General features: G+C 37.4%; 9 protein-coding genes, 14 tRNA genes and 2 pseudogenes. 24 read left to right on the forward strand and 1 reads right to left on the reverse strand.

Annotated features, from left to right (window positions below):
* Positions 1 to 41 precede the first annotated feature (41 nt).
* The 24 genes and pseudogenes from ACX5JI_RS23980 to ACX5JI_RS24095 all read left to right on the forward strand — a co-directional run bounded on the left by ACX5JI_RS23980 (position 42) and on the right by ACX5JI_RS24095 (position 14,827).
* Positions 42 to 114 (forward strand) — tRNA-Ala (locus ACX5JI_RS23980).
* Between the two features lie 20 nt (positions 115 to 134).
* Positions 135 to 211, forward strand: a tRNA-Met gene (locus ACX5JI_RS23985).
* Positions 212 to 215: 4 nt separating this feature from the next.
* Positions 216 to 292: transfer RNA gene (locus ACX5JI_RS23990), tRNA-Ile, on the forward strand.
* A gap of 17 nt (positions 293 to 309) precedes the next feature.
* A tRNA-Ser gene (locus ACX5JI_RS23995) sits at positions 310 to 402 on the forward strand.
* A 26-nt stretch (positions 403 to 428) separates the two neighbouring features.
* Positions 429 to 505, forward strand: a tRNA-Met gene (locus ACX5JI_RS24000).
* A 3-nt stretch (positions 506 to 508) separates the two neighbouring features.
* Positions 509 to 584: transfer RNA gene (locus tag ACX5JI_RS24005), tRNA-Asp, on the forward strand.
* Positions 585 to 596: 12 nt separating this feature from the next.
* Positions 597 to 672 (forward strand) — tRNA-Phe (locus ACX5JI_RS24010).
* Positions 673 to 686: 14 nt separating this feature from the next.
* Positions 687 to 762: transfer RNA gene (locus ACX5JI_RS24015), tRNA-Thr, on the forward strand.
* Positions 763 to 772: 10 nt separating this feature from the next.
* Positions 773 to 848, forward strand: a tRNA-Lys gene (locus ACX5JI_RS24020).
* 18 nt (positions 849 to 866) lie between these two features.
* A tRNA-Gly gene (locus ACX5JI_RS24025) sits at positions 867 to 937 on the forward strand.
* A 9-nt stretch (positions 938 to 946) separates the two neighbouring features.
* Positions 947 to 1,023 (forward strand) — tRNA-Ile (locus ACX5JI_RS24030).
* 4 nt (positions 1,024 to 1,027) lie between these two features.
* Positions 1,028 to 1,102: transfer RNA gene (locus tag ACX5JI_RS24035), tRNA-Asn, on the forward strand.
* Between the two features lie 8 nt (positions 1,103 to 1,110).
* A tRNA-Ser gene (locus ACX5JI_RS24040) sits at positions 1,111 to 1,201 on the forward strand.
* A 6-nt stretch (positions 1,202 to 1,207) separates the two neighbouring features.
* A tRNA-Glu gene (locus tag ACX5JI_RS24045) sits at positions 1,208 to 1,279 on the forward strand.
* 154 nt (positions 1,280 to 1,433) lie between these two features.
* Positions 1,434 to 2,290, forward strand: a pseudogene (locus ACX5JI_RS24050) (isopeptide-forming domain-containing fimbrial protein); the annotation flags it as partial.
* A gap of 92 nt (positions 2,291 to 2,382) precedes the next feature.
* Positions 2,383 to 3,188: pseudogene (locus tag ACX5JI_RS24055) on the forward strand (class C sortase).
* 604 nt (positions 3,189 to 3,792) lie between these two features.
* Complete coding sequence (locus ACX5JI_RS24060) at positions 3,793 to 4,737, forward strand: L-lactate dehydrogenase (RefSeq protein ID WP_459503492.1); 945 nt, start codon at positions 3,793 to 3,795, stop codon at positions 4,735 to 4,737.
* Between the two features lie 340 nt (positions 4,738 to 5,077).
* The gene (glgB, locus tag ACX5JI_RS24065; RefSeq protein ID WP_459503493.1) at positions 5,078 to 7,015 is read left to right on the forward strand and encodes a 1,4-alpha-glucan branching protein GlgB; all 1,938 of its coding nucleotides are present in this window, start codon (positions 5,078 to 5,080) and stop codon (positions 7,013 to 7,015) included.
* Positions 6,963 to 8,093, forward strand: a complete 1,131-nt coding sequence (locus ACX5JI_RS24070) for a glucose-1-phosphate adenylyltransferase (RefSeq protein ID WP_459503494.1) — start codon at positions 6,963 to 6,965, stop codon at positions 8,091 to 8,093. Before glgB ends, ACX5JI_RS24070 begins: the two co-directional genes overlap by 53 nt.
* An 18-nt stretch (positions 8,094 to 8,111) precedes the next feature.
* Positions 8,112 to 9,146 (forward strand): GlgC family sugar phosphate nucleotidyltransferase, encoded by a 1,035-nt coding sequence (locus ACX5JI_RS24075; protein ID WP_459503495.1) that lies wholly within the window; start codon positions 8,112 to 8,114, stop codon positions 9,144 to 9,146.
* Positions 9,147 to 9,376: 230 nt separating this feature from the next.
* The gene (gene glgA, locus ACX5JI_RS24080) at positions 9,377 to 10,813 is read left to right on the forward strand and encodes a glycogen synthase GlgA (RefSeq protein ID WP_459503496.1); all 1,437 of its coding nucleotides are present in this window, start codon (positions 9,377 to 9,379) and stop codon (positions 10,811 to 10,813) included.
* Between the two features lie 11 nt (positions 10,814 to 10,824).
* Positions 10,825 to 13,233, forward strand: a complete 2,409-nt coding sequence (locus ACX5JI_RS24085; protein ID WP_459503497.1) for a glycogen/starch/alpha-glucan phosphorylase — start codon at positions 10,825 to 10,827, stop codon at positions 13,231 to 13,233.
* Between the two features lie 163 nt (positions 13,234 to 13,396).
* Complete coding sequence (locus ACX5JI_RS24090; protein WP_459503498.1) at positions 13,397 to 14,146, forward strand: alpha/beta fold hydrolase; 750 nt, start codon at positions 13,397 to 13,399, stop codon at positions 14,144 to 14,146.
* Between the two features lie 126 nt (positions 14,147 to 14,272).
* Positions 14,273 to 14,827, forward strand: coding sequence for a GNAT family N-acetyltransferase (locus tag ACX5JI_RS24095; RefSeq protein WP_459503499.1), 555 nt, complete (start codon positions 14,273 to 14,275; stop codon positions 14,825 to 14,827).
* Between the two features lie 40 nt (positions 14,828 to 14,867).
* Here ACX5JI_RS24095 and ACX5JI_RS24100 read toward each other — a convergent pair whose 3' ends face one another.
* Positions 14,868 to 15,011: a hypothetical protein gene (locus ACX5JI_RS24100; protein ID WP_459503500.1), complete on the reverse strand. Its 144-nt coding sequence runs from the start codon at positions 15,009 to 15,011 to the stop codon at positions 14,868 to 14,870.
* Positions 15,012 to 15,046 lie beyond the last annotated feature (35 nt).

Below are 15,046 nucleotides of genomic sequence, written 5' to 3' on the forward strand. Positions count from 1 at the left end.
GGGGTCGCAGGTTCAAATCCTGTCTTCCCGATATTTGTTTTGGGGCCTTAGCTCAGCTGGGAGAGCGCCTGCCTTGCACGCAGGAGGTCAGCGGTTCGATCCCGCTAGGCTCCACTTATTTCTAATATTATTATGGCGGTGTAGCTCAGCTGGCTAGAGCGTACGGTTCATACCCGTGAGGTCGGGGGTTCGATCCCCTCCGCCGCTACCATAAAGGACCTTTAGCTCAGCTGGTTAGAGCAGACGGCTCATAACCGTCCGGTCGTAGGTTCGAGTCCTACAAGGTCCACCATTTAAAGTGAATAATTTGGAGGTATACCCAAGTCTGGCTGAAGGGATCGGTCTTGAAAACCGACAGGCGGCGAGAGTCGCGCGGGGGTTCGAATCCCTCTACCTCCTCCATTTTTTAAAAAAGAATATGATATCGTCGCGGGGTGGAGCAGTCTGGTAGCTCGTCGGGCTCATAACCCGAAGGTCGCAGGTTCAAATCCTGTCCCCGCAACCAAATGGTCCCGTGGTGTAGTGGTTAACATGCCTGCCTGTCACGCAGGAGATCGCCGGTTCGACCCCGGTCGGGACCGCCATTTTTACATAAAGGCTCGGTAGCTCAGTCGGTAGAGCAGAGGACTGAAAATCCTCGTGTCGGCGGTTCGATTCCGTCCCGAGCCACCATTTTGAAATCGCAAGCCGGCTTAGCTCAATTGGTAGAGCAACTGACTTGTAATCAGTAGGTTGGGGGTTCAAGTCCTCTAGCCGGCACCACTTTCAAAATGAGCCATTAGCTCAGTTGGTAGAGCATCTGACTTTTAATCAGAGGGTCGAAGGTTCGAATCCTTCATGGCTCACCATTTATTTTATAGTTTTATGCGGGTGTAGTTTAGTGGTAAAACAAGAGCCTTCCAAGCTCTGGTCGAGAGTTCGATTCTCTTCACCCGCTTTTAATTAGGGGCCTATAGCTCAGCTGGTTAGAGCGCACGCCTGATAAGCGTGAGGTCGATGGTTCGAGTCCATTTAGGCCCACCATTATTCCGCAGTAGCTCAGTGGTAGAGCTATCGGCTGTTAACCGATCGGTCGTAGGTTCGAGTCCTACCTGCGGAGCCATATTATATAGAGAAGTACCCAAGTGGCTCAAGGGGCTCCCCTGCTAAGGGAGTAGATCGCGAACGCGGTGCGAGGGTTCGAATCCCTTCTTCTCTGCCAGTAACTGGCCCGTTGGTCAAGTGGTTAAGACACCGCCCTTTCACGGCGGTAACACGGGTTCGAATCCCGTACGGGTCATACTTAAAAAGATAGCATATTCTGCTATCTTTTTTTTGTATATTTTTCTTCAAATAAAAGTAGACTTGATAAAGTCTGCTTTTTTAATTTGTGAATACTTTTTATTCTTTGCGTATACAAGCGCCTGAGAATATGTATAAAGTGAAACTTTATTGTCGTGCCAGTAGAAATCACAAACTATTTAGAGCCAACAATTGATAAAAAGATTAATACCGATTTAGAGTTTTTAGGGATTAATCCATTAAAAGATTACAACTATGATATTAAAGCATTAATTCCAGAAGATATTAAAGACTACAAAAACTATGTTGTAACAGATAATGTAGATAATCGCTTAAACATTATCGGTACACCAGTTGTGAAAATTGATGGTGTAGTAGTAGATTCTAGCGTAGTAGAAGTAGTTGTAAATGGTCAACAAGTAACAGCGACAGTAAAAGATTTTTCAAAATTAGATGGTAAAAAAGAATTCTATTTACAAATTGTAGCGCAAAGTAAAGAAGGTGTACCAGCAGGAACAGAGATCCCGAATACAGCAACAATTGACTTTACAAACAAAAACGATGTAACGGGTGAAGAGGAAACAAAACCAGTTATTGTTACACCAACAACTAGTAGCATCACATTAACAAAAGTAGATAGCGCAGATGGAAAAACATTAGCAGGTGCAGAGTTTGAATTACGCGATAAAGACGGTAAAGTGGTAGTGGTAGAAGGACAACCAGTAAAAGGTGTATCAGATGCTAATGGTATTATCACATGGAATAATATCCCTTATGGAAATTATCAAATCGTTGAGACAAAAGCACGAACTTATACAAATGCAGACGGCTCAACAGGATCTTATCAATTGTTAAGAGATCCAATCGATGTAACAATTGATAAGATCATCAAACAATTAAATTAAATGTAGAAAATAATAAGAGCGGCTGGATCCTTCCTTCAACAGGTGGTATGGGAACAATCTTATTCTCTGTAGTAGGTATCGCATTAATGGCTGCGAATAACTAAATTTGTAGAGAATTAGAGTAATAGCATGCGAAAAGAGGAAGAGCAGGTAGCTTCCTCTTTTCGACATTTTAGCACAATTAAAGGGGCATATTATGAAACGGAATATCATTTTTGGATGTGTTTTTTATTAGGCCTTAGTATTTTCTTATATCCAACGATAAGTAAGTGATTGGTTAGCAACAAGAACACATTACTCTCAGATAAGCTCTTTTGATACGAAAGTAAAAGAACTTCAAAAGAAAGAACTCGAACGTCGTGAAGAAAAGGCGAAGGAATATAATAAACAAGTTCAGAAATCGACACAATCGCTTTCAGATCCATTTGCGGAAAAGCAGGCAGGGAATCAAAAGTCTTATGCAGATGTGTTAAGTATTGGCGATGTTATGGGATATGTCGAAATACCAAAAATCGATGTGAAACTTCCCATTTATCAAGGAACATCTGAAGAAGCCCTGAGCCGCGGAGTAGGATATTTAGAGTAGGCGGAGAAAGTACACATACGGTATTAACAGGACATAGGGGATTACCTTCAGCTAAGTTATTTACTGATTTAGATAAGCTGAAAGAATCGGATGTTTTTTATATCCATTCATTAGACAACGTTCTTGCTTATGAAGTTGATCGAATTAAAGTGGTTTTACCGAATGAAGTAGAGGACTTAATGGTTGTGGAGAATCAGGATTATACGACATTGCTTACATGTACGCCTTATGGGGTTCATACACATAGAATGTTAGTGAGAGGACACCGGATTCCTTAAGAACTAGCAGAAAAAGAAAGTATTGCAAAAACGCCTACATCGTCATCTATGTTAGAACTGTGGATGATTGCAGGAGGCAGTTTGCTCATTATTTTGATTGCAATTCTAATCTATATAAAAATAAGAAAGAAAATGTAATGATTGAATCATATGGTTTTATATATAAATCAAAATTTAAAAACGAACATCAAACCATTCTTTTCAGATGGATGAGAGCATCCGGCCATGGATAGAAGCGGTCAGTGTCTTTTTTCGCCCCATTCCATGTGAAAACAGAAGGAGAAAATGAGTGAAGGTCTCTGTCTATCCTTCCTAACGATAATGTATCTGTTAGAAAATCAAATTGTGTTTATATAAGAGGCATATTGGAGAGCTTCTTACTGTAATTAACCTTGATAAACGAAAAGAAGAGCATGTTTTGAAAAAGATTGATCAAAACATGCTCTTCTTTTATAAACAGTCTTGTTTTAAAACGGAAATAGCAGGATAAATGCTTGGAAATAAGCTACAATTCATTTATTCACAATCTAAAGAAAACGCTCTCATTGAAATGGATTCCACACTTGATATAATCACTTTCTCCTATCTGTGAAAAAGTTCACAAATAGGTCATAATTTGTGAATTCTTTCACAATAATTCATGCTACAATATGTGTGTAAGGAAGTTAAACAACATTAAATTAGTATTTTAATTAATTACTTAAACAATAATAGATGTGAACAATAGAGAGGGGAAATTACCATGAAAAAAGGTATTAATCGCGTAGTATTAGTAGGAACAGGTGCTGTAGGTTGTAGTTATGCTTACTCAATGATTAACCAAGGTGTAGCTGAGGAGTTTGTACTTGTAGACGTAAATGAAGCAAAGGCAGAAGGGGAAGCAATGGACTTAAGCCATGCGGTACCATTTTGTCCATCACCAACAAAAGTATGGAGCGGTAGCTATGCAGATTGTAAAGATGCTGATCTTGTTTGTATCACTGCTGGATTACCACAAAAGCCAGGTGAAACTCGTCTAGACTTAGTTGAGAAAAACGCAAAAATCTTCAAGCAAATCGTTCGTAGTATTATGGATACTGGATTTGATGGTATTTTCTTAATTGCAACTAACCCAGTTGACATTTTAACTTATGTAACTTGGAAAGAATCTGGATTACCAAAAGAACGTGTAATTGGTTCTGGTACAACTTTAGACTCTGCTCGTTTCCGCTATATGTTAGGTGATTATTTAGATGTAGATCCACGTAACGTACATGCATATATCATTGGTGAGCATGGTGATACTGAACTTCCAGTTTGGAGCCACACTACTGTAGGTGTACAAAAGCTGGAAACAATCTTAGCAAATAATAAACAGTATAAAGAAAAAGATTTAGATGAAATCTTCGTAAATGTACGCGATGCCGCTTACCATATTATTGAGCGCAAAGGAGCAACTTACTACGGAATTGGTATGTCACTACTTCGCGTAACAAAAGCAATCTTAAATAATGAAAACAGTGTACTAACTGTATCTGCTTATCTTGACGGTCAATATGGTGAACAAGATGCTTACGTAGGTGTTCCAGCTGTTATTAACCGCGAAGGTGTACGTGAAATCGTTGAGCTAGAATTAAATGAAGAAGAAAAAGCGAAATTTGCTCATTCTGTAAAAATATTAAAAGAAACAATGGCTCCAGTATTATAAGTAACTTGATTCAGAAGCGGGAAACTGCTTCTGAATTTATATAAATATATATAAATCCCTTTTCCGTTTTTTGTATATCCCCAAATATACTTCTTTTGTTGGGAAAGGATTGTTTATAGAAAAAGCACTCTATTTTTAAGAGTGCTTTTTCGTTTTAATAAAAGAAATCGCTTCCAATGAATATTCGTCAAAATTCGATATATTTGACAAAAAATCGGAATATTACCTTTAATTACCGCGAAAAAACGTATATTTATTTAAAATATACAAGGATATTTCTGTTTTTTATCGAATGTCTTAAAAGTATTAAAAATTCTGTCATCTTAGCGAGGTGAACATATTGAGTGTAACAAATTGCTTAGAAGAAAGTTTGTTTGAATTCCATACAGAAGGATGTTATGAGAGTTATACCATATTTGGAGCACATTTTGTAATAGAGAATGAAACAAAAGGTGTACGTTTTACTGTATGGGCTCCTCATGCGAAAGCTTTGAGTGTAGTTGGAGATTTTAATGATTGGGATATTGACGGGCATAAGATGCGAAAAATGACAGGAGAGGGTATTTGGTCATTGTTTATACCACAGTTGGAGGAAAACGAGATATACAAGTATGCGATTGAAACTAAAGGTGGCGAAACAATTTTAAAAGCAGACCCTTATGCAACATATGCAGAAGTAAGACCAAATACGGCATCTGTTATTTTTGATATAAAGGGATATAAATGGAATGACAAAAATTGGTTCCGAAAGAAGAAACGAAAATTAATTTATAAGGAAGCAATGGCAATTTACGAGTTGCATTTCGGCTCATGGAAAAAGAAAGAAGATGGCTCTTTGTATTCTTATCGGGAATTGGCAGAGGAGCTCATTCCTTATGTAGCGGAACATCAATTTACTCATATTGAAATTATGCCGCTTGTTGAACATCCATATGATCGTTCTTGGGGATATCAAGGAACCGGATATTATGCGGTGACAAGTCGATTTGGTACCCCTCACGATTTTATGTATTTTGTCGATGAATGTCATAAATATGGGATCGGTGTCATTTTAGATTGGGTTCCTGGACATTTTTGTAAGGATGCTCACGGTTTGCATTTATTTGATGGGACGCCGACTTATGAATATAAAGATTTAGATGTAAGGGAAAACCGTGTTTGGGGAACAGTGAATTTTGATCTAGGAAAACAGGAAGTGCGAAATTTTTTAATTTCAAATGCGTTATTTTGGATGAAATATTACCATATTGACGGTTTTCGCGTCGATGCAGTTGCCAATATGTTGTATTGGGAAAAAGAAGGAAAAGAGCAAAGTAATGAATATGCGGTTTCCTTTTTAAGAGAGTTAAATGAGGCAGTATTTGCTGAGGACGAAGAATTTCTGATGACTGCAGAGGATTCTACAGCTTGGCCACTTGTGACCACTCCAACATATGAAGGAGGACTAGGGTTTAACTATAAGTGGAATATGGGTTGGATGAATGATGTGCTGAAATATATGGAGTGTGCACCAGAGTACCGGAAATATATTCATGAGAAAATGACATTTTCTTTGCTGTATGCTTATTCCGAGAATTTTATATTGCCGCTATCTCATGATGAAGTTGTTCACGGGAAAAAATCATTGTTAAATAAAATGCCAGGAGACTACTGGGAGAAGTTTGCGCAGCTTCGTTTATTATATGGATATTTCTTTACACATCCAGGTAAGAAATTATTGTTTATGGGCGGAGAGTTTGGTCAATTTGATGAATGGAAAGATCTTGAGGATTTAGATTGGAACTTACATGATTTTGAAATGCATCGTTATATGCATGATTACTTTAAAGCACTCATAGCATTGTATAAGCGCTCAAAACCACTTTGGCAGCTAGATCATTCACAGGAAGGATTTCAGTGGATTGATGCTGACAATAACGAGCAAAGTATTTTTTCATTTATTCGTAAAGGAGACAAAGAGGAAGACGTTCTTGTTGTCATATGTAATTTTACTAACATTGCGTATGGAAACTATAAAGTAGGTGTACCAGAATTTCAATATTATAACGAGATTTTAAATAGTGATGATGCCGTATACGGGGGCTCAGGACAGGTGAATAAAAAACGGCTGAAGGTAATTGGGGAGCCATATCATAACCAGTCTGCTCATGTAGAAATTACAATTCCACCACTTGGTGTATGTATTTTAAGACCAGTGAAAACGAGAAAGGGGAGCAAAAAACAAAATGGTACAAAAGCAGACGTGTGTAGCAATGTTACTAGCAGGAGGAAAGGGTAGTCGTTTAAGTGCTTTAACAAAGAATTTAGCAAAGCCAGCTGTTCCGTTTGGCGGTAAGTACCGAATTATTGATTTCACATTAAGTAATTGTGCAAACTCTGGTATTGAAACAGTGGGAATTTTAACGCAGTATCAGCCGCTTGAGCTGCATAGTTATATTGGAATCGGGAACGCTTGGGATTTAGACCGTGTGAATGGAGGCGTGACTGTATTGCCCCCATATTCGGAATCTTCAGGAGTAAAATGGTATACAGGAACAGCGAGTGCGATTTATCAAAACTTAAATTACTTACATCAGTATGATCCGGAATATGTTCTGATTTTATCAGGGGATCATATTTATAAAATGGATTACAGTAAAATGCTAGATTATCATATTGAAAAAGAAGCAGACGTATCTATTTCTGTTATTGAAGTGCCTTGGGATGAAGCAAGTCGATTCGGTATTATGAATACAAATGAAGAGATGGAAATTATTGAGTTTGAGGAAAAACCACAGTTTCCAAAAAGTAATCTTGCTTCAATGGGAATTTATATTTTTAATTGGGCCATTTTAAAAGAATATTTAGAGATGGATGCAAGAAATCCTGAATCTAGTAATGATTTTGGGAAGGATGTTATCCCGCTTTTATTAGATGAAAAGAAAAAGCTCATGGCATATCCGTTTGAAGGATATTGGAAAGATGTTGGAACAGTAAAAAGCTTATGGGAAGCGAATATGGACTTGTTACGTGAAGAATCATCTTTACAGTTAAATGATCATAGCTGGCGTATTTATTCAGTGAATCCAAACGAACCACCTCAATATATTGCTGAAGGGGCAAAGGTAGAGGAGTCGTTAATTAATGAAGGATGTGTTATTGAAGGGGATGTAACACACTCTGTATTATTCCAAGGCGTGACGATTGGTGAAGGAAGTATAGTGAAAGATTCGGTTATTATGCCGGGTGCAACAATTAGAAAAAACGTTGTTATTGAAAGAGCGATTGTTGGGCCAGATATGGAGATTCAAGATGGAACAATTATTCGGCCGGAAAAAAATATCGATGATGTTGTACTAATAGCTGAGGGGAAATAGAAAAGGAGGATGAGATGAATGGGAGAATCAATGTTAGGAATTATTAATGCAACAGGGAGCTTTCCTTCCTTACAGAAAGTAACAGGGCACCGTTCACTAGCGGCGCTGCCATTTGGGGGGCGTTATCGTCTCATTGATTTTATGCTTTCGAATATGGTTAACTCCCATATTCATAGTGTAGCGATTTTTACGAGTCATAAAAATCGTTCCTTGATGGATCATCTCGGATCAGGAAAGCAATGGGATTTAGATCGAAAGCGCGATGGCTTATTTTTATTTCCTCCAAATTGCCAATGTGATCAAGATGAGTTTGGTTCTTTCGCTCATTTTAGAAGACATATTGACTATTTTTTACGTAGCAGACAAGAGTATGTTGTTATTACAAATAGTCACCTTGTTACAGCGATAAATTTTCAAGCAGTGTTAGAGAGACATAGACATACAGGAGCAGATGTTACAGAAATATGCCATGATGGCGTATCGCTGCAAACTTATGTGCTGAAGAAACAATTGTTACTAGATCTATTTGAAACATATAAAGATATGGAACATTATAGCTTATTTGATGTAGTCAAGGAGAAACGAGGAGAATCTTTGTATATTACTACATACGAGCATACAGGATATATGGCAGTAATCGATTCGATTGAAAGTTATTACAAACATAGTCTAGAAATTTTGCAACCGACTATTTGGAAGCAGTTATTTACGAAAGAAGCCCCAATTTTTACAAAAGTAAAGGATGAACCGCCAACGCGTTATATAAAGGGCGCACAAGTACAAAACACGATGATTGCAAATGGCAGTGTCATTAAAGGTAAAGTTGAGAATAGTGTTGTCTTTCGTTCTGTTAAGATTGGGAAAGGCTCGGTGATTCGAAATAGTATTATTATGCAGAAGAGTCAAATTGGAGATAATTGTATATTAGACGGTGTGATTATTGATAAGGATGTTAAAATTGAGGATGGTGTGGTTTTAACAGGGTCACTTGAGCAACCGCATGTTGTGGAAAAGGGTCGTGTTCAAAATCAAAGTATTACGAGTTATTCTTGAAAGAAAACTTTCTTTTTTAGTGGGAAGAGAGGATCCGCCTGTGGATAGAAGCGGTCAGAGCTTTTTTTATTTTCAGGATAAGTGAAAACAAAATGGATGTATATAGCCAGTGAAATCCTATTCATTAGGGGTTCACTGGTTCATCATAATATGAATTTAAAATGCGAAGGGAGGAAGCTGTAAGAAGGGCGGCTCATGGTGTACACGCTTTTCGGGCAGTGGAACAACACGTGAATATTTTATTTGCTGTATCAGAATGCGTACCGTTTATTAAATCAGGAGGCTTAGCAGATGTGGCAGGTGCACTTCCAAAAGAACTCAAAAAATTAGGAGTGAACGTCCGCATTATACTTCCGAACTATAGTCTTATTCCAGCGCACTTGCGAAAAGCATGTACGCTTCATAAAGTAATCAATGTTCAGCTCGGCTGGCGAAATCAGTATTGTGGGATTTTAAAAGGAGAGCAGGACGGAATTACGTATTATTTAATCGATAATGAATATTATTTTAAAAGAGATTCTCTTTATGGACATTACGATGATGGAGAACGTTTTTCGTTCTTTTCTAAAGCAGTATTGGAGTGTATGCCGCACTTAGATTTTGAAGTGGATATTCTTCATAGTCATGATTGGCATACGGCGATGGCAAATTTTTTACTGCGTGAAAAGTATGGAGATAATCCACTATATCAACATATTAAAACAGTTTATACGATTCATAATTTACAGTTTCAAGGTGTATTTCCTCGTGAGGTTATGTACGACTTACTTGGTCTTGGTGATGAGTATTTTCATAGTGAACAGCTTGAATTTTATGGGAACGTTAATTTTATGAAAGGTGGCATTATTGCTTCAGATCGTATTACAGCAGTTAGCCCTACGTATAAGGAAGAAATTCAGTATGAATTTTTCGGTGAAAAACTAGACGGGTTGTTACGTAAATATAATGATAAGCTGAGCGGGATTGTTAATGGTATTGATACGAGCGTGTATAATCCGAAAACAGATTCATTTATTCCCACGCAATATGATGCTGAGGCGTTAGATGATAAGAAAGACAATAAACGCGCACTGCAACGTTATTTTGGGTTACCAGAAAAAGAAGATACACCAATTATTTCGATGGTAACAAGGTTAACAAAGCAAAAAGGTCTTGATTTAGTACGTACTGTCTTTCATGAAATGATGGAAGATGATGTACAATGCATCATTTTAGGGTCAGGGGATGCTGAATATGAGCAGTTCTTTGAGTGGATGGCATATGAGTATCCAGAAAAAGTGAAAGTGTATATCGGGTTTAATGAAGAGTTAGCACATCAAGTATATGCAGGTAGCGATTTATTTTTAATGCCATCATTATTTGAACCATGTGGACTCGGTCAGCTTATTGCGCTGGCATATGGTGTAATCCCAATTGTGAGAGAAACGGGAGGATTGAATGATACAATTCAGTCTTATAATGAGAAAACAGGGGCTGGAAATGGCTTCAGTTTTAGAAATTTTAATGCTCATGACATGTTATATACGGTTCGCCGTGCGCTTACGTATTATCATAAGAAACTGGTATGGGATCAGCTTGTAAAACAGGCGATGATGGAAGATTATAGCTGGAAAAAGTCGGCTCTTGCATATAAGGAATTATATAAAGATTTGTTGAAACATTCCTAGGTGGTGAAAAGATGTTTACTCATGTTGAAAGCTTTAAAGCAGCCTTTTTAGAAAAACTAGAAACGATGTATGGAAAAAGTTTCAAAGATTCTACAAGTCGTGATCAGTATCATACACTTGGTCATATGGTACGTGAGTATATGAATCAGCACTGGATTACAACAAATGAAAAATACCGGACAGGGAATCAAAAGCAAATGTATTACTTGTCGATTGAGTTTTTACTCGGCCGCTTACTTGGTAGTAACTTACTGAATCTAGGTATCCGTGATGTATGTGAACAAGGTCTTTCAGATCTTGGAATTTCATTGAAAGAATTAGAAGAAAGTGAGGCGGATGCAGGACTTGGCAACGGAGGGCTTGGCCGCCTTGCAGCTTGTTTTCTTGATTCGCTTGCATCTTTAAATCTCCCGGGACATGGATGTGGTATTCGTTATAAGCATGGTTTGTTTGATCAAAAAATTGTTGATGGGTATCAGGTGGAATTACCTGAACAATGGCTTCTTCATGAAAATGTATGGGAAGTAAGAAGGGATGATCAAGCAGTAGAAGTAAGTTACTTTGGGCACGTAGAACCGGTCGAAATAGATGGGCGTCTTGAATTTCGTCATACTGACACAGAAGTCATTATGGCGGTGCCTTATGATGTTCCGGTTGTTGGATATGAAACAGATACTGTGAATACACTTCGGCTTTGGAACGCAGAGCCTGTATCTTTTCCGCAAAACTGTAAAGATATTTTGAAATATAAACGTGAAACGGAAGCTGTATCGGAACTTTTATATCCAGATGATACACATGACGAAGGGAAAATACTTCGGTTAAAACAACAATATTTCCTTGTATCAGCAAGCTTACAAAACATCATTCGCATGCATAGAGAGCAAAATGGCACACTTCGGAATTTACATGAGAAAATCGCGATTCATATTAATGATACGCATCCTGTTTTAGCAATCCCAGAACTGATGCGTATTTTACTAGATGAAGAAAAGCTTGCTTGGGAAGAAGCTTGGGATATTACAACGCAGACAATTTCTTATACGAATCATACGACATTATCGGAAGCACTTGAGAAGTGGCCGATTCATATCTTTAAATCGTTATTACCACGGATTTATATGATTATTGAAGAGATCAATGAACGTTTTTGTCATGAACTATGGGAGATATATCCGTATGATTGGAAGCGGATTGAAGAGATGGCAATTATCGCGCATGGTCTTGTGAAGATGGCGCATTTGGCGATTGTGGGAAGTTATAGTGTAAATGGTGTTGCAAAGATTCATACGGAAATTTTAAAACAACGTGAAATGCGAGTGTTTTATGAATTTTACCCAGAGAAGTTTAATAATAAAACAAATGGTATTGCGCATCGGCGCTGGCTTATGAAGGCAAATCCGCAGCTTACAAATCTCATTTCAGAAACAATTGGAACGAAATGGAAAAAAGAACCTAGAGGGTTACAGCTGTTGCAAAATTACATATACGACACTGCTTTTCAAGATAAGCTGTACGATGTAAAGCAAGAGCGTAAACGTATTTTAGCAGAGCGGATTTACAATAAAATGGATATTGTAGTTGATCCGAGTTCTATTTTTGATGTACAAGTGAAACGATTACACGCTTACAAAAGACAACTATTAAACGTGTTACATATTTTATATTTGTACAATCGTTTAAAAGAGGATTCCAGCTTTTCGTTTTATCCGCGCACATTTATTTTCGGAGCAAAAGCATCGCCAGGCTATTATTATGCAAAAAAAATTATTAAATTAATAAATGAACTTGCTCGAAAAGTGAATGAAGATCCGTATGTGAGTCAATATATGAAAGTTATCTTTCTAGAAAACTATCGTGTTTCGCTTGCGGAAGATATATTTCCAGCAGCAGATGTAAGTGAACAAATCTCGACAGCGAGTAAAGAGGCGTCAGGAACAGGGAATATGAAATTTATGATGAATGGTGCAATTACGCTCGGAACGCTGGATGGAGCCAATATTGAAATAAGAGAAAGAGTCGGAGATGAAGCTTGTTTTATCTTCGGATTAACGGCTGAAGAAGTACTGCATTATTATCAAAATGGCGGATATCGTGCGAACGACTACTATCATCACAATATGCATATTAAAAAGGTAGTTGATCAATTAACAAATGGTTTCTTCACAAATGTTGGAGCTGAATTTGAAGCAATTTACGATTCGCTTGTCATCCAAAATGATGAATACTTTGTTCTTCGGGATTTTAGTCCCTATGCAGAGCGCCAAGAAGATGTAGGAAGAGCATATGAAAACCGAAGAAAATGGCTAGAGGTGTCGATTATCAATATTGCGCAATCTGGACACTTTGCGAGTGATCGTACGATTTTACAGTATAGTAATGAGATTTGGGGTATTGGTGATAGAGTGAGGCTTTCGTGAATGGAATATAGAAATAAGATAGAGTCCCTTCTGAAAAATTTAGAGGGGATTTTGTTTATTGGTTTGGGAAAAATTGTATGATCGATGAATTTTAAGTATAGTATTATTGGGGCGCCATTTCGCATAAAAAGATAGTAAAGGATAGGGAATGGGAGGTTTTAATGTGGAACAAGTCATGAAAACAAAAGTGGAACAAAAATTAGATGTTGGTGGGTTTGAGCTGTATTATGAGTATTTTGGTGAAGAGAATGAAAATCCAACTGTTGTTTTTGATTCAGGATATGGATGGGCATTAGAAAATTGGGATCCAATCAAAGAGGAGGTTGCAAAATTTGCAAAGGTATTTATGTATGATCGGGCAGGTGTAGGTAAAAGTGAAAAGGATGAAAGACCATGTCATAGTAAACAAGCTGTAGAGAATCTTCATATGTTATTGAAAAAGGCAAATGTAAAACCTCCTTATGTATTAGTTGGTCATTCATTTGGAGGTTTAAATGTTCGACTATATGCGAGTACATACCCAAAAGAAGTAGCGGGGGTAATTTTGTTAGATTCATGTCATGAAGATCAAAATAAAGTAATGGCTCCGTTATTTTCAAAAGAGGTTCAAGAAGCGTATTTTAATCAATTTGGCGCAGAAGGGTCCTTTCAAGAAGTGGAAGAGAGTCTCGAACAAGTGCGCGCTTCTGAATTACTTAGTAATATTCCGTTACTTGTAATGACGGGGACTTCACAACCTCATCATACATCAGAATCTATGTCAGCTTGGATTGGATTTCATAAAGAACTTGCTAAGCTTTCTACAAAAAGTAAGCATATAATTGTTGAAGAAGCTGGACATGCAATTCATGTGGATTGTCCACAAACGGTAATACATGCAATTCAAGATATGTTGGATATGATAAAAAGTTAAGGTGAGATAGGGATTTTATAGAGAATGGAGCTTAATTATTGATTAATAAAAGTTGTATTTGTTATATCAAAATATGCTACGAAAACCGTACATGAATATAAAGTAATTATGAACCGAGGTGGAAGTATGCAAAATAGCTATGAATGTCCGAAATTAGAAACAAAGCGTCTGCTACTAACAAAGTTAGATATGTCTCATTTAGACGACTTGTTTGAAGTTTATTCAGACCCACAAACGACTACATATGTCCCTCGAGATGTACACAAAAATAAAGAAGAGACTCGTAGTTTAATAGAAAAGATGATGGAAACAACAAAGGAAGGAAAGTCTTTTGTTTGGTCCATTATTTTTCAGGAGAACCAAAAAGCGATAGGAACTTGTGGTATTTGGCTATTACCGCATAGTAGTGCTTCTTTAGGAGCGGTTATCAATCCGTTGTATTGGGGAAAGGGTGTCATTGTTGAAGCTTCAGAAGAACTTATAAAGTTTGGTTTTCAGGAGTTAGGTTTGAATCGTATTGAAGGAAGATGTGACGTGAAAAATACAGCGTCTGAACGAGTGATGCAAAAGTTAAAAATGACTTATGAAGGAACATTGAGGCAAAGTGTAAGAATTAGTGATGTGTATAGGGATTCTAAGGTGTATGCTCTTTTGAAACAAGAATATAATAGTGCTTGGTAAAATGAAAACAGCTTGGAAACTTCCAAGCTGTTTTCATTTTTCAGTTTGCTACTGAAATATAAGGGGTGACTGTATATAACATACCAGTCCCATCATATTCGTCTGTAGCAAAGTATGAGAATGTAAAGAAACCCGTAACTGCAAACAATAATACTAGAAAAAATCCAAAGAAATATTTTAGCATATATGGTCCCCTCATCCAAAGATAGTTACGTACAT

It is taken from the genome of Bacillus sp. C1, from assembly GCF_054570475.1.